The sequence below is a fragment of the Ornithinibacillus halotolerans genome, assembly GCF_014637405.1.
GTDB lineage: Bacteria > Bacillota > Bacilli > Bacillales > Amphibacillaceae > Ornithinibacillus > Ornithinibacillus halotolerans.
In genome coordinates this window covers 261,485-284,565 of the sequence record NZ_BMEY01000001.1, presented here as the reverse complement: position 1 = coordinate 284,565, position 23,081 = coordinate 261,485, and the positions used below count along the sequence as shown (strand labels likewise).

The window sequence follows — 23,081 nt, the reverse complement described above, 5'->3', positions numbered from 1 at the left end:
AAGGGTTTTGCCCTTATGTAGGAGGAGTTATTAATGAATATACCTAACAGAATTACACTATCACGAATTTTTTTAATTCCAATTTTTATTGTTATTATGAGTATTCCATTTAATTGGGGTGAGTGGGATATTGGTAATACAACATTGCCAATTACTCACTTCGTTGCTGCCTTAATTTTTATTATTGCTTCAGCAACAGATTGGATTGATGGGCATTACGCACGTAAACATAATCTTGTTACAAATTTAGGGAAATTTCTAGACCCACTTGCTGACAAATTATTAGTATCATCTGCTTTGATTTTATTAGTAGAAATAGAATTAGCACCAGCTTGGATTGTAATTGTCATAATTAGTAGGGAGTTTGCAGTAACTGGACTACGCTTAGTGGCAGCTGGTGAGGGGATAGTGCTAGCAGCAGGGAAAATGGGAAAATTAAAGACAGCTACTCAAATGATTGCTATCGCAAGCTTATTATTACATAACTTCCCATTCTCATTTATTAGTTTCCCATTTGGAACAATCATGCTATATCTTGCTTTATTCTTTACCGTTCTTTCAGGATATGATTACTTTGCGAAAAACTGGCATGTAATGAGGGATTCTAAATAATGAAACAATATAAGGCTGAAATAATTGCGGTCGGTACTGAACTGTTATTAGGTCAGATTGCAAACACGAATGCACAGTGGATTTCAGTACAGCTAGCGAAACTTGGAATCAATGTATTTTACCATAGTGTTGTTGGGGATAATCTGAACCGAGTTAAAGAGACATTTAAGCTTGCTGAAAGTCGTTCTGATCTTATTATCATTTCCGGTGGTTTAGGTCCAACGGAGGACGATTTAACGAGGGAAGCTTTCCAGTCTATCACTGATTTAAAGATGTATGAACATGAGCCTTCAATGGATAAAATTGAAGCCTTTTTTACGAAACAAAAATCAGTGATGACACCAAACAATCGTAAACAAGCTAGAGTTTTTGAAGGAGCAATCGTTTTAGAGAATCGAACAGGTATGGCGCCTGGGATGATTGTTAAAAAGGATGGTAAGATTTGGGTGTTCTTGCCAGGTGTTCCTCGTGAAATGAAAACAATTATTAATGAGGGAGTAATTCCATATTTAAAGAATGAATTAAAATTATCGGAAATCATCAAGTCTTATGTTCTACGTTTTATCGGAATTGGTGAATCTAAACTTGAACATGAAATTCAGGATATTATTCAAAGACAAACAAATCCAACGATTGCACCATTAGCTCAGAGTAATGGAATTGTAATCCGTTTAACAGCTAAAGCTGATACGGAAGAAAAAGCAATAAACTTGTTAAGTCAAACAAAAGAAGAAATCCTATCTAAAGTTGGTGATTATTATTTTGGAATGGATGATCAAACCATTGAACAAGTAATCACTCAACTATTAAAGGAAATAAATTATACTGTTGCATCTGCGGAGAGTTTGACTGGTGGTAAATTTATTGAAAGACTGATTTCAGTTCCAGGAGCATCAGCAGCTTGTAAAGGCTCCATCGTTTGCTATGATTCATCGGTTAAACGGGACATATTAAATGTCTCGGAAAATATTCTACACCAACAAGGGACAGTAAGTCGTGAATGTGCATTAGAATTGGCCAAGAATGTAGCTCAGCTATTAAACTCGGATATTGGGATTAGCTTTACAGGCATTGCAGGACCAGAACCAATAGAGGGTAAACCGGTTGGAACAGTCTTTATATCTGTATATGTTAAGGATAAAATGCATGTTGTAGAGGGGTATGAATTTGCTGGTGACCGTGATAGAATTCGTAACTTGGCAGTTATGAAAGGTTATGAAATATTATTAAATCTATTAAAAACTAATATTAACGCTTGATATTCTATTAAAATTCAATTTTTGGTTGGTTTTCATCACCAAAAATTGAATTTTTTAATGGATTTAGATTAAAAAATAACAGAACGTTTATTCGTTTTTTTACTTGGCAAAAAGTATAAAACGATGTATGATAGATATAGTTAATTTAAGGAGGTAGTTTCGTTGAGTGATAGAAAACAAGCATTAGATATGGCTTTGAAACAGATAGAGAAACAATTTGGTAAAGGTTCCATTATGAAATTAGGGGAACAAACTGACCATAAAATAGCAACTACTTCAAGTGGTTCGTTAGCTTTAGATATAGCACTTGGTATTGGTGGATATCCAAAAGGAAGAATTATTGAAATCTATGGACCTGAATCATCTGGTAAAACAACAGTTGCACTACATGCTATTGCAGAAGCGCAAGCAAGTGGTGGACAAGCTGCTTTTATTGATGCTGAGCATGCATTAGATCCTACGTATGCTAAAGCTCTAGGAGTTAATATAGACGAACTATTATTATCTCAACCGGATACAGGGGAACAAGCACTTGAAATAGCAGAAGCGTTAGTACGTAGTGGTGCAGTAGATATTTTAGTAGTTGACTCTGTAGCAGCATTAGTTCCAAAAGCAGAAATTGAAGGTGAAATGGGAGATTCCCATATGGGTCTTCAAGCAAGACTAATGTCCCAAGCATTGAGAAAACTTTCTGGTGCAATTAACAAGTCCAAAACAACCGCAATTTTCATTAACCAAGTACGTGAGAAAATTGGTGTAATGTTTGGAAATCCAGAAACGACTCCAGGTGGACGTGCATTGAAGTTCTATTCTTCCGTTCGATTAGAAGTTCGTCGTGCAGAAACATTGAAACAAGGTAATGAAATGATCGGTAACAGAACAAGAGTAAAAGTAGTAAAAAATAAAGTAGCACCACCATTTAAAACTGCTGAGATTGATATTATGTATGGTGAAGGTATTTCCATTGAAGGAGAAATACTAGATATTGGTGCGGATTTAGATATCGTTCAAAAAAGTGGTGCATGGTATGCATATCAAGGTGAGCGACTAGGTCAAGGTAGAGAAAATGCAAAAACTTTCCTAAAAGAAAACAAAGATATTATGGATGAGATTCATCAGGCAATTCGAGACTATTACAAATTAGATGAAGTTGTAGTAGATCCAGATGCAGCAGAAGGAACACAAGAAACGCTAGATGTATAATGTTTTAATGGGATTTATCCATCACACTTTTAATTATATAGTGTGGTAGGATAAATCCTTTTTTCTTTTCTAGGTAATAGCTTTTCGCAAATTAAAATATTTATTGTCGATTCCTTGACATTATTTTTCTAGACATATAAAATTAATTTGTATAATTTTATATTTTTGATTATACATTGCTTAAATTATTCATTGAATATGGTACATGCCGACAGTTTAAATGAATGAAAGAATCGAAAACAATTTTATAGCAAGAGGAGGTGAAAACGTGGAACTCTCAGATCTACTCATCTCCATTTTGCTTGTCGTAATTTCTATAATAGTCGGTTTGGTTGTTGGTTATTGGATTCGTAAATCTATAGCTGAAGCTAAAATTTCCAGTGCGGAGAATCTAGCAAAGCAAATAGTTGAAGAAGCACATCGAAATGCAGATGCCGCCAAAAAAGAGGCGCTTCTTGAGGCGAAGGATGAAAATCATAAGCTTCGCCAGCAGACAGAGCAAGAGTTACGTGAACGTCGTTCTGAAGTACAAAAGCAAGAAAATCGCCTGATGCAAAAAGAAGAAAATCTGGATAGAAAAAGTGAAACTTTGGACAAGCGAGAGCTTAGTTTAGAGAAACGTGAACAATCGCTTGTTGAAAAACAACAACAAATTGAAGAAATGGAAAGCAAAGTGGAAGCAATGCTACATGAGCAGCAAACCGAGCTTGAGCGCATTTCTGGATATACTACTGATCAGGCAAGAAGTATCATTTTAGAGCGATTAGAAAAGGAATTAGCACATGAATCAGCTATTAGGATAAAAGAAGTTGAAAATCGAACGAAGGAAGAGGCGGATAAGAAAGCAAAAAATATTTTGTCTCTTGCTTTACAACGCTGTGCTGCTGACCACGTTGCCGAGACTACTGTATCTGTTGTTAATCTTCCAAACGATGAAATGAAAGGTCGGATCATCGGACGTGAGGGTCGAAACATTCGTACATTAGAAACTTTAACAGGAATCGATTTAATTATTGATGATACTCCAGAAGCAGTTATTTTATCTGGTTTTGATCCAATTCGAAGAGAAACTGCACGACTTGCTTTAGAAAAACTAGTTCAAGATGGAAGAATCCATCCTGCTCGTATCGAGGAAATGGTTGATAAAGCTAGACGTGAAGTGGATGATTATATTCGAGAAATCGGTGAAGAAACAACATTTGAAGTTGGTGTACATGGTCTACATCCTGATTTAATTAAAATTTTAGGTCGTCTAAAATACCGAACAAGCTATGGTCAGAATGTATTAAAGCATTCTACAGAAGTTGCATATTTATCAGGTTTACTTGCTGCTGAATTAGGTGAAGATGTAAGATTAGCAAGAAGAGCTGGATTGCTTCATGATATCGGAAAAGCAATTGATCATGAAGTTGAAGGAAGCCACGTTGAAATTGGGAAAGAGTTAGCTATAAAATACAAAGAACACGAAGTTGTCATTAACGCAATCGCTTCACACCATGGTGATGAAGAACCTACTTCCATTATTTCGGTTCTGGTAGCTGCAGCGGACGCATTATCTGCTGCTCGTCCTGGAGCTCGTAGTGAAACGTTAGAAAACTATATCAAACGTTTAGAAAAGCTTGAAGAAATTTCGGAATCATTTGCAGGTGTTGAAAAATCATTTGCGATTCAAGCTGGAAGAGAGATTCGCATTATGGTGAAGCCTGATGAAATAGATGATATTGATTCTGCGCGTATCGCACGTGATATTCGTAAACGTATTGAAAGTGAACTTGATTACCCAGGTCATATAAAAGTGACTGTTATTCGTGAAACTAGAGCAGTGGAATATGCTAAATAATATACTGCAAAGTGGGGGAGTTAATCCCCCACTTTTTAATTTGAATTTTTTTATGTTACACTATATGAATTATTATATATACATAGAATGATAAGTTCGATTATGAAAAGAATCTATTAGCAAGTAAAAATTTATATACAAATGATAGGATGAAGAAATGATGAAAATATTATTTATTGGAGATGTATTTGGCTCACCAGGCAGAGATATGGTACAGGAGTACTTACCTCAATTAAAAGATAAACATAAGCCAAATGTTATCATTATTAATGGAGAAAATGCTGCTTCAGGAAAAGGGATTACAGAAAAAATTTATAAACAATTCATGGGACTTGGAGCGCATGTTGTAACAATGGGAAATCATACATGGGATAAAAAAGATATTTTTGAATTTATAGATGATGCAAAAAATTTAATACGACCTGCAAATTTTCCAGAGGGAATTCCTGGTAAGGGGTTAACGTTTGTTAATATTAACGGGTTGGAAATTGCTATATTAAATTTACAGGGGAGAACTTTTTTACCTCCTATTGATGATCCGTTTAAGAAAGTGGATGAATTGATTAACGAAGCTAAGAAAAGAACGAATATTATTTTTCTTGATTTTCATGCTGAAGCAACTAGTGAGAAACAGGCAATGGCTTGGTATGTTGATGGCAGAGTTAGTGCGGTTGTTGGTACTCATACGCATACACAGACAGCAGATAACCGCATATTACCAAAAGGTACAGCATACATTACAGATGTAGGAATGACAGGTCCGTACGATGGTATTCTTGGTGTAGAAAGGGAAGCCGTTATTCAGAAGTTTTTAACAAGTTTGCCGGTACGTTTTGAACCAGACAAAAAAGGTAGAAATCAGTTAAATGGTGTCCTTATAACTGTAGATCCAAAGTCTGGTAAAGGAATTAAGATTGAGAGAATTATGATCAATGATGATCACCCATTTATGTATTAGAGAAGTAAAGCTGTCAATGGTAATTTGAATTTTTTGAATTGTTGAGGCATAATATGGTTATAAGCTAACGTCTCCAAGAATATAGTGAAAGTAGAACTATAATAGCAAATGAAGGAGGTACTAGTAATGGAAATATTAAAAGTCTCAGCAAAATCAAATCCAAATTCAGTAGCGGGAGCACTTGCGAACGTACTACGAGAACGTGGCACAGCGGAAATTCAAGCTATTGGCGCTGGAGCACTAAACCAGGCCGTAAAAGCAGTTGCGATCGCCAGAGGGTTTGTAGCACCTAGTGGAGTTGACTTAATTTGTATTCCAGCTTTTACAGACATTATGATTGATAATGAGGAAAGGACAGCAATTAAGTTAATTGTTGAGCCTCGCTAAACGTTATTATGTTACTTAATCTTGTGTTACGCTTTACGCGTAACACTTTTTTCATTTAATAAACATTAAAAGGACATGTCTAAATTGAAGTTTATGCTATTTCTGTGTCGTTTTTTCACATTTATTGTTAAATTCAATAAAAGCCTTTATACTGTAAGAATGAACAACTATACATAACATATTCAAATACTAGAAAGGAGATTGACTGATGAACGAAGAGCAACGTCTCGAACAATCACAAATTAATCCAGTTCAGTCAGAAAACAAACTTTCTGAAAAAGACAATATTGAACGAATTAAACAAATGTCGAGTGATGACATGATTGCTAAATATTTTCAATCGAATTACCAACCACCAGATTTGAAAAAGGCAAGAAAACGACGTAGGGAAGAAGTCCAGTTCCATTATGACTTTAAAATTCCTGAAGAGATGCAAACAATTGGCCAAGGGAAGAAGTTTCTTATTCGTACATATGGTTGTCAAATGAACGAGCATGACACCGAAGTAATGGCTGGTATACTAACGGAAATGGGATATGAGTCTACTACAGAAACAAATGATGCAGATTTAATTCTATTAAATACTTGTGCAATTCGTGAAAATGCGGAAAATAAAGTATTCGGTGAAATCGGACACTTAAAACCTTTAAAAACAGAAAAACCAGACTTAATTCTGGGTGTGTGTGGTTGTATGTCTCAAGAAGAGTCTGTTGTTGATCGAATTATGAAGAAACACCAACATATCGATTTAGTTTTCGGAACTCATAATATCCATCGTTTACCACACTTAGTTAAAGAAGCAATGTTTAGTAAAGCACAAGTGGTCGAAGTATGGTCTAAAGAAGGAGACATTATTGAGAACCTTCCAAAAGTACGTAAAGGTAAAATAAAAGCTTGGGTAAATATTATGTACGGTTGTGATAAATTCTGTACATATTGTATCGTTCCAATGACCCGAGGAAAAGAAAGAAGTCGTAGACCAGAAGACATTATACAAGAAGTTCGCCACTTAGCTGCACAAGGCTATCAGGAGATTACGTTATTAGGACAAAATGTAAATGCGTATGGTAAAGATTTTGATGATTTGGATTATCGTTTTGGCGATTTAATGGATGATATTCGCAAGATAGATATTCCAAGAGTCCGCTTTACGACTTCTCATCCAAGAGATTTTGATGACCACTTAATTGAAGTTCTTGCTAAAGGTGGTAATTTACTAGATCATATACACTTACCTGTTCAATCTGGTAGTAGTGAAGTATTAAAACGTATGAACCGTAAGTATACACGTGAGGATTACTTGGAATTGGTACGTAAAATAAGAAAGGCTATTCCTAATGTCACATTAACTACAGATATTATCGTTGGATTCCCAAATGAGACAGAAGAACAATTTGAGGAAACAATGACCTTAGTGGAAGAAGTAGGCTTTGAAGCAGCATATACATTTATTTATTCCCCAAGGGAAGGTACACCTGCAGCAATGAAGAAAGATGATGTACCTGAAGAAGTGAAAAAACAGCGTCTATATCGTTTAAATGAGCTAGTAAACAAACAAGCTGCTCAATCAATGAAATCTTATGAAAATAAGGTTGTGAAAGTTCTCGTTGAGGGTGAAAGTAAAAAAGATCCTAACGTGTTAGCGGGATATACAGAGAAAAATAAAGTAGTAAACTTTGTTGGTCCAAAATCAATAATTGGTACAATTGTAGATGTAAAGATAACGGAAGCAAAAACATGGTCCTTAGATGGAGTTTTGGTTGAAAATATGGTAGAGGTGAAATAAATGACACAATATACTCGCACAGATATACTACAAGAAGCTAAAAAACTAGCAGAAATGCTTGCAAATACAGAAGAAATTGATCGTTTCAAGCAAGTTGAATCACGTTTAAATGAAAATAATAAAGTACAAAAATTAATACAAAAAATAAAGACATTACAAAAGCAAGCGGTTAATTTCCAAGCATATGAAAAAAGGGAAGCATTGAAGCGTATTGAAGAAGAAATCGATCGTCTTCAAGCCGAAATTGATGAGATTCCAATTGTGCAGGAATTTAAAGAGACTCAAATTGTCGTCAATGATGTATTACAATTAGTATCTGGTACAATTGCTAGAGAAGTAACTAATCGTGTTATTGAATCAACTGGAGGGGACCCTCTTTCAGGGAAAACTGCCTCAGGTGATAAGAACGAACCTGGCTGTGATCACCATTAATTAAATATAAAAATGCGTGCTAAGCAAGATTTTTCTTGTTTAGCATTTTTTATTATAAAGCCCGTTAACAATTGATATGTAACGGTTTATGCCTATAAAACATAATATTTATTTACCTTTCCTCGTTTCATTAAGAACATTAGGTATTTGTCTTGCATAAAATGACTATGAAAAAAGAGGAGGTAAAGGTTATATGAGCTTTTTAGATAAAGACTACCGCGAAATTATAACAAAAGCTGTTATCGGCAAAGGAAAAAAATTCACTCAAGATACCCATACCATTACACCATCACATAGACCTACTAGTATCCTTGGATGCTGGGTAATCAATCATCTATATAATGCAAAGAAAAAATCAGAAGATACGATTGAAGTTAATGGGAGTTACGACATTAACATTTGGTATTCGTACAATGATAATACAAAAACAGAGGTAGTTACGGAGAGAGTAACATACTGTGATTATATTCCATTAGGGGTATTAGATGATAATTGCATTAATGATGATTATGATGTGATTTGTAAGGTGTTACAGCAACCAAATTGCCTGGAGTGTAGAATCTCCAATAAAGGTAATAAAATCCTAGTAGACATTGAAAGAGAATTCATGGTGCAAGTAGTTGGAGAAACTAAAATCTTCGTTAAAGTTAAACCAAGAGGCTATAAACATCATGATGATGATGAGAGCTGGGATTATGCTGTAACAGAAGACGAATTGGGTAACTTAAATCCGGATTTCTTAGAAAGCAGTTCAGCTTCTAGAGAAAAAGATTAAAAGAACTTACGGGGGATGTTCCTCGTAAGTTTTTTTTTGACCTTAGTTATGTTAAATTTTATGCTATAATTATAGAATAATATGATGTTTTTTGGAGGATTTTGTCATGGCAAAGTATACACCGATGATGGAACAATATTTAAGAATAAAAGCAGACTACCAGGATGCTTTTTTGTTTTTCCGATTAGGGGATTTTTATGAAATGTTCTTTGAAGATGCAATTAAAGCAGCAAGAGAACTAGAGATTACGTTAACAAAACGAGATGCAGGTCAGGATGATAAGATTCCAATGTGTGGGGTCCCATACCATTCTGCTGAAGGATATATAAAAAATTTAGTTGATAAAGGATATAAAGTGGCAATATGTGAGCAAGTGGAAGATCCCAAAACAGCAAAAGGTGTTGTAAAACGGGAAGTAGTACAGTTAGTCACACCAGGTACGGTTATGGAAAGTACGATGTTAAATGAGCGAAATAACAATTATATTGCTAGTTTAAGCCATTTTGAGGATGGAAGCTTTGTCATCGTTTATAGTGATCTTTCTACAGGTGAAAGTAGAATTGCTGTGATTGAAGCAGGTTTCGATCAAGTTATTCATGAGCTTTACAATCAACCGATTAAAGAGATTGTTATATCATCTAACTTACCAGAAGAACTCCAAAAACAATTAACAGATCGTTTACGAGTTACATTGTCTTATCAGGATGAAATTTCATTTAATGGAGAATATCGAGCTATCTTTGAGAATTTAAATGATGAAAAAATGGTAAAAGCATTTAGTCGGTTACTAAACTATGTTCAATTTACACAAAAGCGCTCCTTAGATCATTTGAAACAAGCAGAGATTCTTGAGCTAACGAACTATTTATCGCTTGATATGTATTCTAAAAGAAATTTGGAATTAACGGAGACTATTTTAAGAAAAGGGAAACACGGTAGTCTGTTATGGGTGCTGGATAAAACCGTTACAGCAATGGGTTCAAGAATGTTAAAAAAATGGCTGGAACGACCTTTATTAAATCAGGTGCAAATAGAAAATCGATTAGAGGCAGTTGAAGGTTTTTATAAGGCATTTATGGAGCGGGACTCTTTACGCGAAAGTCTAAAATCTGTCTATGACTTAGAACGACTAGCTGGAAGAATCGCTTTCGGTAATGTTAACGCTCGAGACCTAATTCAATTGAAAAAATCTTTACAACGGCTACCAGAAATTAAAGAGCACCTTTCTTCTTTTACAAATAAACAAATCAATGACTTAGCAAATAGACTTCATGTGCCAACTGAAGTAGTAGATATTTTAGAATCCAGTATTATTGAAGATCCACCCATTTCCATAAAAGAAGGATCAATTATTAAAGATGGGTATCACGAACAGCTAGACACGTATCGAGATGCCTCTAGAAATGGGAAGAAATGGATTGCTCAATTAGAACAAAGAGAGAAACAAGAAACTAATATTAAGTCATTAAAAATTGGATATAATCGTGTATTTGGATATTACATTGAAGTTACGAAAGCTAACTTACATTTGTTACCAGAGGGTAAGTACGAGAGAAAACAAACGTTAACGAATGCCGAACGATTTATTACACCAGAATTAAAAGAAAAAGAACAGTTAATTCTTGAAGCGGAAGAAAAAAGTGTTGAATTAGAATATAACTTATTTGTTGAAATTAGAGAGAAGATAAAATCATTTATACCAGACATCCAGCAACTAGCTAACGTTATTAGTGAAATTGATTGTTTGCAAGCTTTTGCAACAGTAAGTGAAGCTAATAATTATACAAGACCTACCTTTTCAGAGAGTCAATTAACTATTAAAAATGGACGACATCCAGTAATTGAAAAAGTGATGGATGATGGTACTTTTGTGCCAAATGATATTGAATTAGATGAAGAAAAGGATGTTCTGTTAATTACAGGGCCAAATATGTCTGGTAAAAGTACGTATATGAGACAATTGGCATTAATCTCTATAATGGGTCAAATTGGATGTTTTGTACCATGTGATAAAGCGGAACTGCTAATTTTTGATCAAATATTTACTCGAATTGGTGCTGCTGATGATTTAGTATCTGGTCAGAGCACATTTATGGTTGAAATGTTAGAAGCGAATCATGCAATAAGTAATGCAACGAATCGTAGTTTAATTTTATTGGATGAAATCGGGCGTGGTACAAGTACTTATGATGGAATGGCACTTGCACAGGCTATTGTTGAATATATTCATAATCATATCCATGCAAAAACATTATTTTCTACACATTATCATGAACTAACAGAATTGGAAGATAGTCTATCTCGACTTAAAAATATTCATGTTCGAGCGGAAGAATATGAAGGGAACGTTGTTTTCCTTCATCAAATTAAGGAAGGTGCAGCAGATAAGAGCTATGGAATTCATGTAGCTAGATTAGCAAACCTTCCTGATAAGCTAATTGATAGAGCGAGTGTGATTCTTGAGCACCTAGAAAGTACGGATCAATCGCAAGAGAAGAAAGTAATTAACCCCGCAACAGAGGTGGAGTCGAATCAATTGTCTTTCTTTATTGAAGATGGAGTAAAAGAAACTAAGAAGAAAGAAAAGCAAGAGGAAGACTCTACTTTAATCACGGAGTTAAACGAATTAGACTTATTTGCTATGACACCGTTAGATGCGATGAATACATTGTATCGATTACAAAAACTAGCAAAAGAAAAAATAAAAATTTAGTAATGAAATAGAAAGGATTCTTTCTAATGAAAATAATCCAAATGTCAGAGGCTTTAGCAAATAAAATAGCAGCAGGAGAGGTCGTGGAAAGGCCTGCCTCTGTAGTAAAGGAATTAGTTGAAAATAGTATTGATGCGAAAAGCACTTGGATAAAAATTGAAGTATCTGAAGCAGGGTTAGAAGAAATCAAAATAACGGATAATGGAGAAGGAATATCTCAAGAGGATGTAGAACGAGCATTTTTAAGACATGCAACAAGTAAAATCCGTAATGAATCTGATTTATTTCATGTTCAGACATTAGGTTTCCGTGGGGAAGCATTAGCAAGTATTGCATCAGTTAGTAGGCTAACAATTAAAACTTCTCAAGGAGAACATGCCGGAACGTACCTTTCCCTTGAAGGCGGAGAAGTAAAAGAAAAAGGTAAAAGTGATGCTCGGAGAGGAACAGAAATAACTGTTTCTAATTTATTTTATAATACACCTGCCAGGTTAAAATATATGAAAACAATTCACACAGAATTGGGTCATATTACAGATTTACTGAATAGGTTAGCTTTATCTCATCCAGAGATACGTTTTGAAGTAATGCATAACGGAAAGATATTATTTCAAACACCTGGAACTGGTGACTTATTACAAGTCATTGCCCAAATTTATGGAATGGGTGTAGCTAGGAAGATGTTACCTATTGAGGGTAAGACATTGGACTTTAAGATCAGTGGATATATTGCAAAGCCTGAAGTTACCAGAGCTTCAAGGGCCTATATTTCTATTATTCTCAATGGGCGGTATATTAAAAGCATCCCAATTACACAAGCGATTATTCGTGGATATCACACCCTACTTCCTATTGGGCGTTCACCAATTGCAATTTTGAAAATTGATATGGATCCAATTCTAGTAGATGTCAATGTCCACCCAACAAAATTAGAAGCAAGATTTAGTAAAGATAAAGAATTATATTTATTAGTCGAGGAACTTATTCGTAATACATTTAGACAAACGAGACTCATACCTGAAATCAGTCATAAACCGACTGAAAAGCCGAAGCAAAGTATACAACCAACGTTAAACTTTGATGAAGGTCGATATAGGGAGCCTAAAATAGAACAAGCATTTGTTGATAAAATAGAGCAACCAAACTATCAACCTGAATTAGCTAATTTTAAGACAATGGAAGAAGGATTAGCACCGGAAGCTGTTACCGAACATCAATCGAATCAACAATTCAAACAAACGTTTGAACCAGAAGAAAAACCAGTCGTTGAACAGTTTTCGTCTGGTGAACGTGTTCCAACTATGTATCCGATTGGACAATTACATGGAACTTATATTCTTGCCCAAAATGAAAATGGTTTTTATATGATTGATCAACACGCTGCACAAGAACGGATTAAATATGAATTCTTTAAGGAAAAATTAGGACAACCAACAAATGAGTTGCAACAGTTACTCATTCCTTTGACGTTTGAATTTTCTAAACAAGAATCTATTTTTATTGAGCATTATAAAGAAGAGTTCGAGAAAGTTGGCATCTTTTTTGAAAGCTTTGGTCAACAAACATATATAATCCGTTCTTATCCGAATTGGTTCCCACAAGGGTTTGAAGAAGAAGTTATTAGGGAAATGGTAGAACAAATTATGCAAGATGAACGAATCAATATTGAATCCATTCGGGAAGAGGCTGCTATTCTAATGTCATGTAAACGGTCGATTAAGGCTAACCATCATCTAAATAATGATGATATGTTTCGTTTATTAGAGGATTTAAGAAAAACGACTGACCCTTTTACCTGTCCACATGGTAGGCCAATTATTATTCACTTTTCAACTTATGAACTTGAAAAAATGTTTAAACGTGTGATGTAAGAGGTATATTTCCACTGTACTTCGATAATCCTAATAAATAAGTACATTGTACAAGGAATAATAAGTGCTTAATGATTGCAAAAAGGTGGAGTACATGTGGAAAATCAAAAATTAATAAACTTTCTAAACCAATTATTATCTAATCAATTTGTTATGTATGTAAAATTACACAGATATCATTGGTTTGTACAAGGGAAGCATTTTTTTAACCTTCATGCATTATTTGAGGAGATGTACAATAAGTTCGCAGAAGACCTTGATGCCGTTGCTGAGCGGATTTTGATGATTGATGGCAAACCGCTCGCAACGATGTCCAAATACTTAAAAGAAACGACGCTCGTAGAGGCAAGTGCTGACGATGAAGAAGATGAAATTATCGATCAATTACATGCTGATTTTAAGCAATTGATTGAGGAACTTCGCGACGTTGGTTTTAAACTAGCGGATGAACGGAATGATGAACCAACGAAAGATTTGTTAATTTCTCTTTTAGGTAGCTATGAAAAATATGTTTGGATGTTATCTGCTTATCGTGCATATAAATAAAATATTTTACATTATAGGGGAAGACGAATGAAGCAAAAAGTAATTGCTATTGTTGGACCAACAGCAGTTGGAAAAACAAAGTTAAGTATTGAAGTTGCAAAAAAGTATAATGGAGAGATCATTAGTGGTGACTCCATGCAAGTGTATAAAGGCATGGATATCGGTACAGCAAAGATTAAAAAGGAAGAAATGCAGGGTATACCTCATCATATGATTGATATTAAAAATCCTGATGAAGAATTCTCAGTAGCGGACTTTCAATACTATGTGCAAAAATACATAAATGAAATTACAGAAAGAAATCATATACCAATTATTGTAGGCGGAAGTGGACTTTACATACAGGCAGTCCTTAATGATTATAATTTTTCAAAAGAGAAAAGAGATGATACGTTAACTAAAAAATTAGAAGCAGAAATGAAACAGTTCGGTATAGAACATTTATTTAACCGCCTTCAAAAGATTGATCCGATTCAAGCCCAAAAAATACATCCTAATAATTATCGAAGGGTTATTCGAGCACTTGAAATTTATGAGAATACAGGACTAACAATGACCGAATATCAAAAAGAACAGTCAGACGAGAGTCCCTATGACAGTATTTTAATAGGTTTGGAAATGGAAAGAGAATTGTTATATAATAGAATTAATGAACGTATTGACCTCATGATTGAGGAAGGTTTGTTGAAAGAGGTTAACGATTTAGTAAATAATGGATATGAAAACTATCAATCAATGAAAGCTATTGGCTATAAGGAATTAATTCCTTATGTAAAAGGTGAAATGCCTTTAGAGGAATCCATTGAGCTTTTAAAAAGAAATTCGAGAAGATATGCAAAAAGACAGTACACTTGGTTTAAAAATAAAATGGATGTTAATTGGTATAATTTAGCTCCATTTACAATTAATGAAAGTTTTGATGATATTTTAGTTGATTTAGCAGGATTTATCGAATCCTAAGTAGAAATATATAGTATAGAGAGAAAAGAGGAGGAAATTCAAGTGGCACAATCTGTGAATATTCAAGACCAATATTTAAATCAATTGAGAAAAGAACATATTTCGGTTACTGTATTTCTTACAAACGGTTTTCAGTTAAGAGGTATTATTAAAGCTTTTGATAACTTTACCGTATTATTAGAAACAGAAGGAAAGCAACAACTAATATTTAAACATGCAATATCTACGTTTGCACCATCAAGAAATGTAAATTTAGATAAGGAGTAATGAAGATTTATTCTTCATCCGATATATAGTGTTTAAAGGGTCTGTCTCTCATAACCGTCAATCTGGTTATAAGAAGATAGACCTTTTTATGTCAAAGTATTTAATTTATCTAGGCGTTTGTCACAACTTAGTTATTTTCTACGTATACTATTCATGACTAAGGAGTGATAAAGTTGAGCACACAAAGAATTCATCATAAAAATGGTAAAATTAATATTGTGTTACATGACAATAATGCTACCAATCTAAATAGTCATAATCATGCTGAACATGCCGGTAAAGATCCATTTGCTCATATCGATAAGGAACTTTCCACTTTTGTCGGGATGAACAATTTAAAACGAAAAATTAAAGAAATCTATGCAACTATTATCATTAATGAAAAAAGAAGTCAAATGGGACTTTCTAATACAAATCAAGTCTTGCATATGCTATTTAAGGGAAACCCTGGCACAGGTAAAACAACAGTTGCTAGGAAACTGGCAAAAATATATTTTGATATGAAATTATTATCCAAAGGACACTTTATTGAAGCAGAAAGAGCAGACTTAGTAGGAGAGTATATCGGGCAAACAGCACAAAAGACTAGGAGCTTAATACAAAAAGCAATGGGTGGCATATTGTTCATCGATGAAGCATACTCATTAGCTCGAGGTGGAGAACGTGATTTTGGGAAGGAAGCGATTGATACACTTGTAAAGCATATGGAAGACAGTGGTGATGACTTTGTGTTAATATTAGCTGGATATCCTTATGAAATGGAGCGATTTTTAACTTTGAACCCAGGGTTAAAATCAAGGTTTCCATTTATTTTAGACTTTCCAGATTATGATGTCGACCAATTGCTTGAAATTGCTAGACAAATGGCTTCGGAAAGAGAATACCAACTCTCGAAAGATGCAGAATGGAAATTAAGGAATTTTTTATATAAGCAAGAATCTATGTTAAACGACAATTTTTCCAATGCAAGATTCATTCGAAATGTGATTGAGCATTCAATTAGAATGCAGGCTGTCAGGCTTCTATATAAGGAGATTATAACACCAGATGAATTAATGTTATTAACTGGTAATGATTTGAAATTAGAAGATATCGAATCAATTTGGTAAAACTATAATAATCGTAACAATAAGTTAAAGCTTATATTAAGGAGAGCATATATAAATGGCCGAAGAAAAAATTATTGTAATTGCCGTAAAAAAGCCAGATGAGCAGGATGAGTATTTTACTTCTTCTTTAGAAGAGCTTATATCCCTAGCAGATACTGCTGGTGGAAAAGTAGTTGCTACTATTACACAAAATAGAAATCGTATTCATCCTGCTTTCTATATTGGTGAAGGTAAAATGGAAGAAATAAAAGAAAAGATTGATGAATTAGATGTGGACTTAGTAATTTCTAATGATGAACTCTCAGCTGGACAATCGAGGAACTTAAGTGATTTTTTTGATAGAAGAGTAATTGATCGTAGTCAGTTAATACTTGATATTTTTGCAGCAAGAGCGAAAACAAAAGAAGGTAAACTACAAGTAGAGTTAGCACAGCTCCAGTATTTATTACCGAGGTTACGTGGCCAAGGGGTACAATTGTCTCGTTTAGGAGCGGGAATAGGAACAAGAGGACCCGGTGAAACAAAACTAGAAACCGATCAACGACATATCCGAAACCGTATAGATGATATAAAAAGACGTCTAAAACAAGTGGTCAAACAACGTGATCAATATAGAAAACGGAGAAAACATAATGAAGTATTTCAAATTGCAATTGTAGGATACACAAATGCAGGCAAATCTACTTTATTTAATCGATTAACTGGAAGTGACTCATTAGAAGAGAATAAATTATTTGCTACGCTAGATCCATTAACAAGAAAAATTCAATTGCCGTCTGGATTTCAAATTTTATTAACCGATACAGTTGGATTTATTCAAAAATTACCAACTACCTTAATAGCTGCATTTCGTTCTACATTAGAAGAAGTAAGTGAAGCTGATTTTATTTTACATGTTGTAGATAGCTCTCATCCAGATAACGAGCAACATCAAGATACAGTTTTAAAATTATTAGATGAATTGGGTAGTAGTTCGATTCCGGTGTTAACGGTTTATAATAAGAAAGATCGAATTAATGATGAGTTTATTCCATTACACCAACCATCTATTATGATAAGTGCATTAGAATACGAGGATTTAACTAAATTAGTGGGTAAAATTGAAGAGGTGTTAATATTACATTGGGAGCGATATCAGATTCATTTAGATTTACATGAAGGTGATTTGCTTAATCGTTTTGAGCATGAGACCATTCTTTATGAAAATGAATTTGATGAAGAAAGAGAAACATTTAAAATAAGTGGATATATTCGCCAGTATCATCCACTTCAAGGAATTGTAAAGGAGAAAAGTTAGCGATATGTTAGAGAAAGTCATCGAACAAACAGAAAAAGATATAGCAAGTATACATCAAGAGATTAATAAAATAGTTGAATATAATCAAAAGCGAGTATTAGACGCATTTCGGAACAATCGAGTAAGTGATAGCCATTTTAATTCAACAACAGGATATGGTTATGATGACATGGGTAGAGATACTTTAGAAGCGGTTTATGCTGAAGTGTTTGGCGGGGAGTCTGCGCTAGTTCGCCCACAATTAGTTTCTGGAACTCATGCAATAACAACTGCTTTATTTGGGTTATTAAGACCTGGAGATGAATTACTTTATATAACTGGTAAGCCTTATGACACCCTTGAAGAAGTTATCGGATCTAAAGGGATAGATACCGGTTCATTAAGAGATTATCAAATTACATATAATGAAGTTGCATTGAAAGAAGATGGGCAAGTAAATTATGAAGGAATACGTGAAGCCATTCATGACCGTACAAAAGTTATTGCTATTCAACGATCAAAAGGATATGCAGATCGTCCATCTTTTACAATTGAAGAGATTGGTGAAATGGTTCGCTTTGTAAAAGCTATTCGCAATGATCTAATTGTATTTGTAGATAATTGTTATGGAGAATTTGTAGAGAGAAATGAACCACTCCATGTTGGCGTAGATATCATTGCCGGATCATTAATTAAAAACCCAGGCGGTGGAATTGTACGAGCTGGTGGATATATTGTTGGTCGTGAGGATTTAGTGGAATTATGTTCTTACCGTTTAACTGCACCTGGATTAGGGAAAGAGTTAGGTGCGACCTTTCATTTATTACAAGAAATGTATCAAGGATTTTTCCTAGCACCTCATATTGTTGGTGAAGCGTTAAAAGGTGCTGTATTTACATCTAGATTGTTAGAATTGTTAGGATTTGTGACAAAGCCTGCTTACAACGTAAAGAGAACTGATTTAATTCAATCCGTGACTTTCGAAACTGCTGAACAAATGATTGCATTTTGTCAGGCTATACAAAAGAATTCACCAGTAAATTCTTTTGTTACGCCAGTTCCTAGTGAAATGCCAGGTTATGAGGATGAAGTAATTATGGCAGCAGGTACGTTTATTCAAGGGTCAAGTATTGAATTGTCAGCAGATGGACCAATTAGAGCACCATATACCGCTTTTGTACAAGGTGGATTAACCTATGCTCACGTCAAAATTGCTTTAATTGAAGCAGTTCATGCTATGTTAAACAACCAAAAATAAAGAGTTATTTGAGCTCTTTATTTTTTTGTAAGAAAACCTAACGTTCAATTGACAGGAAACCTTACATTAGAATATAATGAACATATGAAAAGGGAGGTCGTGTCATGAATGATCAGGATCGTCGTTCGATGCCTTTATTTGGAATTGGAATTGTAATGAAACTGACAGAATTAACAGCTAGGCAGATCCGTTACTATGAGGATCAAGGGTTAATCGCACCAGAACGTACATCTGGAAATCAACGATTGTTTTCATTCAATGATGTGGATCGACTGCTAGATATTAAAAACTACTTGGATAATGGCTTGAATCTAGCTGGTATAAAACTATTACTCGAAGAAAAAGTTACGGTAAAGAACGTTGGAAAGTCAGCTGAGAAGGAACAGACTACCATTTCAAAGAAAGAACTGAGAGAAAGATTACGACAAGAAATTAATGAGGTAGGTAGGTTTGGGAAAACAAGTCTTCGCCAAGGAGAACTATCTAGATTCTTTATTAATCGGTAAGTAAATTGACAAAATTAGGAGGAGATTTATGAGTTATTCAAGAGAAGAAATCGAGAGAAAAATAAAAGAGGAAAACGTTAGATTTATTCGTCTGCAGTTCACAGATCTTTTAGGTACAATTAAAAATGTAGAAATTCCGTTAAGTCAATTAGAAAAAGCATTGGATAATAAAATGATGTTCGATGGCTCATCTATCGAAGGTTTTGTAAGAATTGAAGAATCAGATATGTATTTATATCCTGATTTAGACACCTTTGTTGTATTTCCTTGGACATCCGAAAAAGGGAAAGTAGCTAGATTTATTTGTGATATTTATAATCCAGACGGAACTCCATTTGAAGGCTGTCCGCGCTATAACTTAAAGCGTAATTTGAAAAAGATGGAAGAATTTGGATTTGATGCATTTAATATTGGAACGGAACCAGAATTTTTCCTATTTAAACTCGATGAAAAGGGAGATCCTTCTTTAGAACTAAATGACCATGGTGGATATTTTGACCTTGCGCCAACAGACCTTGGTGAAAATTGCCGTCGTGACATTGTTCTAGAACTAGAGGAAATGGGATTTGAAATTGAAGCATCCCACCATGAAGTTGCACCAGGACAACATGAAATTGACTTTAAATATTCTGATGCAGTTAAACATGCAGACGATATTCAAACATTTAAACTTGTTGTTAAAACTATTGCTAGAAAACATAATTTACATGCTACATTTATGCCAAAACCGTTATTCGGGGTAAATGGCTCTGGTATGCACGTTAATATGTCCTTGTTTAAAGAAGGAGAAAATGCGTTCTTTAATTCCAATGGGAAATTAGGCTTAAGTGAGACAGCATATCAGTTTATCGCTGGAATTATGAAACATGCAACTAGTTTTACAGCTGTTACTAATCCAACTGTAAACTCTTATAAGCGTTTAGTTCCTGGATATGAAGCACCTAGTTATGTTGCCTGGTCTGCTTCCAACCGAAGTCCTTTACTTCGTATTCCAAATTCACGTGGTCTAAGTACTCGTGTGGAAGTAAGAAGTGTCGATCCAGCTGCAAATCCGTATATGGCGCTATCGGTGTTGTTGGCAGCAGGACTAGATGGGATTAAGAACCAATTAACTCCTCCTCCAGCAGTTGATCGCAATATCTACGTCATGACAAAAGAAGAACGTGTTGAGAATCAAATTGATGATTTGCCAGCAACGTTAATGGATGCTCTTACACAATTGAGTAAAAATGAAGTAATTGTTGAATCATTAGGGGAACATTTATATGAACATTTCCTTGAAGCAAAAGGAATTGAATGGGATATGTTCCGTACTACTGTACATCCGTGGGAAAGAGAGCAATATTTAACAATGTATTAAACCTTGATATATAAGGTTTTGTTGCTGGGGTGGTTATTAATAATTAGGGTTAATTTGTTGTAATGCCCCGAAATCACCCCAGAAAAAACGCAAAAAAAATTATTTTAAAATACTGTCCATGTATTCTTTGAAACGGGCAGTATTTTTTGGTTTGATTTTCTAGGAAACGTGAGAATATACATCTGCAGTGATTTGATAACTACCATGCCCCAGCTGTTCCTGAATGATGTAGAACCCGTTCATTGGCATTAAATAAACTATTTTTTAGGCATAAAGTTCCCGTCTTTCCTACAAAGCACTAAATTGATGTCATGATGGTAAATGTCGCTTAGATTCTTTTTGTTTTGGTTCTGCCAGTTCAATTGAAAGCGGAGATTAGATGTAAGAGATTCGCTTATCTATATTACCCTGTGTGCGTTGAATGTTTTAGGATTTTCGAGAGACTAGTCCCTATTTTCTGGTTGAAAATCTAATGTTTTATTAATATTAATGGTTCTATTTTTGAAATCAATATCAGATCATTCTAGTGCAGCTGCTTCTCCTTTACGCATACCAGTCTTAATTAACATTTTAAAAAATATTCAGTAGGTATCTCCATACTCAAACGCTTGGGCTAGGAAATCTCCCACTTGGGAAGAGTCTATAAACTTTAATTCTTCCTCTTTCTTTTCTCCCGGGATAATAGCACCCTCACTAGGTTGTCCATTATAGATTTATTAATCTGCGCGTGTCATAGCACCATACATACAGTTATGGATTTTGAGAACTGTATTACGTGCTAATTTTTTCTCGTTCGCAAGATGATTAAGATACTATTTTTGAAGTATGGTTTAATATGATTCTCTATACTGTTGTTCAAGGATGAATAGGAGTTCTTCCTGGTGTAACCTATCTTGTATTCTCTTAACCAAAAATCTAGGAAGTCTTTTAAGAAAATATCCGTGTGAAGTATCCTTGTTTAAGTTCTTGTTGTCTTTTTTCTGCAGCATGTTTGGCTTATGGGTTTAGTTCGGAACCCGCTTTATAACATTCTGCAGGTTTGTCTGAAAAAGGAACTATGAATCTTAATCGGTACTCCCATTTCTTATTTTCATGTTGTCTGTCATAAATATTACGTCTATTTCTGACATAAGTTATTAACTCCTTTCTAAAATGGTAAATCATCATCCTTTATGTCTGTAGTTGCAGCTACTTGATATTGTTGGTTATTCTGCCACCAAGGATCTTATAAACCATCCTTGTAAAAGGTGGAGGTACAACCGCACTCATGGTAGTATCGTGCATTCCCGTCCAATACTTCTCCACATCCCGAAGTATTTTGGCTCGATAATGATCTGCAAGTGCCGGTCTAACTTATCGTTTGATTGAATTAGGTTTTGGTACCAATAAGAATGATGCCAAAATAAGACTGAAAATGTAGAGGAATATGCTAAGGCACTTGTTGTAGCTATTACTGGCACTTTGAGTGGAAAAATCAAGTGGAGGTGCAAAAAAAGTGGGAAATAAAAAGGATTGCCACCTTTTAATGACTGGTCTATTTAAAACGGCAGAAGAACTAGCTAACGCTTTGAAGTTAGCTAGTAGTAAATTAGGGTGGAACATCCATGAAAGAGAGGATACTACTGATTTTGATCCTTATTATCGCATCTACACTGGACTTTTCGGAACTAAGAGTGAAGCCGAAAATGGGCAAAACAATTTAGAGATGCCACCGGTTGGGATATACACGTTATCAAAGCTAAGTATGAAAAAAATAAAAAACAAATCTTTAATTCTAGTTAGAATTTAAAATACTAAAGCCTGTTGCGAAAAACAGCCGGATTTTATTCTTCTATATTCTTTCTGTTCCTTTGAATCCGGCTATCCCCATACAAAAACTAATTCATAATATACCTACTTAATCCTTTACAGGTCCTAAACACTTGTAATGTGGCCATTTTAGTCTACTGGAATTTTGGAAGAA

General features: G+C 34.5%; 21 protein-coding genes. 20 read left to right on the top strand and 1 reads right to left on the bottom strand.

Features of this window, described 5'->3' with window-relative positions; genetic code table 11:
* The first annotated feature begins 33 nt into the window (after positions 1-33).
* The 19 genes from pgsA (at position 34) to glnA (ending at position 21,118) form a co-directional block, all read left to right on the top strand.
* Positions 34-612, top strand: a complete 579-nt coding sequence (pgsA, locus tag IEV35_RS01530; protein ID WP_188382913.1) for a CDP-diacylglycerol--glycerol-3-phosphate 3-phosphatidyltransferase — start codon at positions 34-36, stop codon at positions 610-612.
* The gene (locus IEV35_RS01525) at positions 612-1,871 is read left to right on the top strand and encodes a competence/damage-inducible protein A (protein ID WP_188382912.1); all 1,260 of its coding nucleotides are present in this window, start codon (positions 612-614) and stop codon (positions 1,869-1,871) included. Before pgsA ends, IEV35_RS01525 begins: the two co-directional genes overlap by 1 nt.
* Positions 1,872-2,033: 162 nt before the next feature.
* Positions 2,034-3,074 (top strand): recombinase RecA, encoded by a 1,041-nt coding sequence (gene recA, locus IEV35_RS01520; RefSeq protein WP_188382911.1) that lies wholly within the window; start codon positions 2,034-2,036, stop codon positions 3,072-3,074.
* Positions 3,075-3,342: 268 nt separating this feature from the next.
* Positions 3,343-4,914: a ribonuclease Y gene (gene rny, locus IEV35_RS01515; RefSeq protein ID WP_188382910.1), complete on the top strand. Its 1,572-nt coding sequence runs from the start codon at positions 3,343-3,345 to the stop codon at positions 4,912-4,914.
* A gap of 160 nt (positions 4,915-5,074) precedes the next feature.
* Entirely contained in the window at positions 5,075-5,872 is a 798-nt protein-coding gene (gene ymdB, locus IEV35_RS01510) for a 2',3'-cyclic-nucleotide 2'-phosphodiesterase (protein ID WP_188382909.1), read from the top strand.
* Between the two features lie 126 nt (positions 5,873-5,998).
* Positions 5,999-6,259, top strand: a complete 261-nt coding sequence (spoVS, locus tag IEV35_RS01505; RefSeq protein ID WP_010093295.1) for a stage V sporulation protein SpoVS — start codon at positions 5,999-6,001, stop codon at positions 6,257-6,259.
* 208 nt (positions 6,260-6,467) lie between these two features.
* Positions 6,468-8,045 carry a tRNA (N6-isopentenyl adenosine(37)-C2)-methylthiotransferase MiaB gene (gene miaB, locus IEV35_RS01500; protein WP_188382908.1) on the top strand — a complete coding sequence of 526 codons (1,578 nt, stop codon included), beginning with the start codon at positions 6,468-6,470 and terminating at the stop codon, positions 8,043-8,045.
* The gene (locus IEV35_RS01495) at positions 8,046-8,477 is read left to right on the top strand and encodes a YlbF/YmcA family competence regulator (protein ID WP_188382907.1); all 432 of its coding nucleotides are present in this window, start codon (positions 8,046-8,048) and stop codon (positions 8,475-8,477) included. It abuts the gene before it with no gap.
* A 193-nt stretch (positions 8,478-8,670) separates the two neighbouring features.
* A complete protein-coding gene (gene cotE, locus IEV35_RS01490; protein ID WP_188382906.1) occupies positions 8,671-9,252 on the top strand; it encodes an outer spore coat protein CotE in 582 nt (193 codons plus the stop codon).
* 106 nt (positions 9,253-9,358) lie between these two features.
* Positions 9,359-11,965, top strand: coding sequence for a DNA mismatch repair protein MutS (gene mutS / locus IEV35_RS01485; protein ID WP_188382905.1), 2,607 nt, complete (start codon positions 9,359-9,361; stop codon positions 11,963-11,965).
* Positions 11,966-11,991: 26 nt separating this feature from the next.
* Positions 11,992-13,836 carry a DNA mismatch repair endonuclease MutL gene (mutL, locus tag IEV35_RS01480; RefSeq protein ID WP_188382904.1) on the top strand — a complete coding sequence of 615 codons (1,845 nt, stop codon included), beginning with the start codon at positions 11,992-11,994 and terminating at the stop codon, positions 13,834-13,836.
* A gap of 96 nt (positions 13,837-13,932) precedes the next feature.
* Positions 13,933-14,382 carry a Dps family protein gene (locus IEV35_RS01475; protein ID WP_188382903.1) on the top strand — a complete coding sequence of 150 codons (450 nt, stop codon included), beginning with the start codon at positions 13,933-13,935 and terminating at the stop codon, positions 14,380-14,382.
* A 27-nt stretch (positions 14,383-14,409) separates the two neighbouring features.
* Positions 14,410-15,342 carry a tRNA (adenosine(37)-N6)-dimethylallyltransferase MiaA gene (gene miaA, locus IEV35_RS01470; protein ID WP_188382902.1) on the top strand — a complete coding sequence of 311 codons (933 nt, stop codon included), beginning with the start codon at positions 14,410-14,412 and terminating at the stop codon, positions 15,340-15,342.
* 42 nt (positions 15,343-15,384) lie between these two features.
* Positions 15,385-15,609, top strand: a complete 225-nt coding sequence (gene hfq, locus IEV35_RS01465; RefSeq protein WP_188382901.1) for an RNA chaperone Hfq — start codon at positions 15,385-15,387, stop codon at positions 15,607-15,609.
* Positions 15,610-15,782: 173 nt separating this feature from the next.
* A complete protein-coding gene (gene spoVK, locus IEV35_RS01460; RefSeq protein ID WP_188382900.1) occupies positions 15,783-16,718 on the top strand; it encodes a stage V sporulation protein K in 936 nt (311 codons plus the stop codon).
* A 55-nt stretch (positions 16,719-16,773) separates the two neighbouring features.
* Positions 16,774-18,015, top strand: coding sequence for a GTPase HflX (gene hflX, locus IEV35_RS01455; protein ID WP_188382899.1), 1,242 nt, complete (start codon positions 16,774-16,776; stop codon positions 18,013-18,015).
* 4 nt (positions 18,016-18,019) lie between these two features.
* On the top strand, positions 18,020-19,252 hold the full coding sequence (locus tag IEV35_RS01450; protein ID WP_188382898.1) for a methionine gamma-lyase family protein: 1,233 nt from the start codon (positions 18,020-18,022) through the stop codon (positions 19,250-19,252).
* Positions 19,253-19,356: 104 nt separating this feature from the next.
* The gene (locus IEV35_RS01445) at positions 19,357-19,758 is read left to right on the top strand and encodes a MerR family transcriptional regulator (RefSeq protein ID WP_188382897.1); all 402 of its coding nucleotides are present in this window, start codon (positions 19,357-19,359) and stop codon (positions 19,756-19,758) included.
* A 28-nt stretch (positions 19,759-19,786) separates the two neighbouring features.
* Positions 19,787-21,118, top strand: coding sequence for a type I glutamate--ammonia ligase (gene glnA / locus IEV35_RS01440; RefSeq protein WP_188382896.1), 1,332 nt, complete (start codon positions 19,787-19,789; stop codon positions 21,116-21,118).
* Between the two features lie 778 nt (positions 21,119-21,896).
* On the opposite strand, the gene IEV35_RS20415 is transcribed toward glnA, so the two are convergent.
* The gene (locus IEV35_RS20415; RefSeq protein WP_373284680.1) at positions 21,897-22,055 is read right to left on the bottom strand and encodes a tyrosine-type recombinase/integrase; all 159 of its coding nucleotides are present in this window, start codon (positions 22,053-22,055) and stop codon (positions 21,897-21,899) included.
* Positions 22,056-22,583: 528 nt separating this feature from the next.
* Here IEV35_RS20415 and IEV35_RS01430 point away from each other — a divergent pair.
* A complete protein-coding gene (locus IEV35_RS01430) occupies positions 22,584-22,907 on the top strand; it encodes a hypothetical protein (RefSeq protein WP_188382895.1) in 324 nt (107 codons plus the stop codon).
* Positions 22,908-23,081 lie beyond the last annotated feature (174 nt).

Coding starts and splice junctions, on each gene's coding strand:
- miaB (WP_188382908.1), top strand. CDS start 6,468: ATGAACGAAGAGCAACGTCTCGAACAATCACAAATTAATCCAGTTCAG.
- IEV35_RS01445 (WP_188382897.1), top strand. CDS start 19,357: ATGAATGATCAGGATCGTCGTTCGATGCCTTTATTTGGAATTGGAATT.
- hflX (WP_188382899.1), top strand. CDS start 16,774: ATGGCCGAAGAAAAAATTATTGTAATTGCCGTAAAAAAGCCAGATGAG.
- IEV35_RS01450 (WP_188382898.1), top strand. CDS start 18,020: ATGTTAGAGAAAGTCATCGAACAAACAGAAAAAGATATAGCAAGTATA.
- mutS (WP_188382905.1), top strand. CDS start 9,359: ATGGCAAAGTATACACCGATGATGGAACAATATTTAAGAATAAAAGCA.
- IEV35_RS01495 (WP_188382907.1), top strand. CDS start 8,046: ATGACACAATATACTCGCACAGATATACTACAAGAAGCTAAAAAACTA.
- IEV35_RS01525 (WP_188382912.1), top strand. CDS start 612: ATGAAACAATATAAGGCTGAAATAATTGCGGTCGGTACTGAACTGTTA.
- spoVS (WP_010093295.1), top strand. CDS start 5,999: ATGGAAATATTAAAAGTCTCAGCAAAATCAAATCCAAATTCAGTAGCG.
- pgsA (WP_188382913.1), top strand. CDS start 34: ATGAATATACCTAACAGAATTACACTATCACGAATTTTTTTAATTCCA.
- mutL (WP_188382904.1), top strand. CDS start 11,992: ATGAAAATAATCCAAATGTCAGAGGCTTTAGCAAATAAAATAGCAGCA.
- cotE (WP_188382906.1), top strand. CDS start 8,671: ATGAGCTTTTTAGATAAAGACTACCGCGAAATTATAACAAAAGCTGTT.
- glnA (WP_188382896.1), top strand. CDS start 19,787: ATGAGTTATTCAAGAGAAGAAATCGAGAGAAAAATAAAAGAGGAAAAC.
- miaA (WP_188382902.1), top strand. CDS start 14,410: ATGAAGCAAAAAGTAATTGCTATTGTTGGACCAACAGCAGTTGGAAAA.
- ymdB (WP_188382909.1), top strand. CDS start 5,075: ATGAAAATATTATTTATTGGAGATGTATTTGGCTCACCAGGCAGAGAT.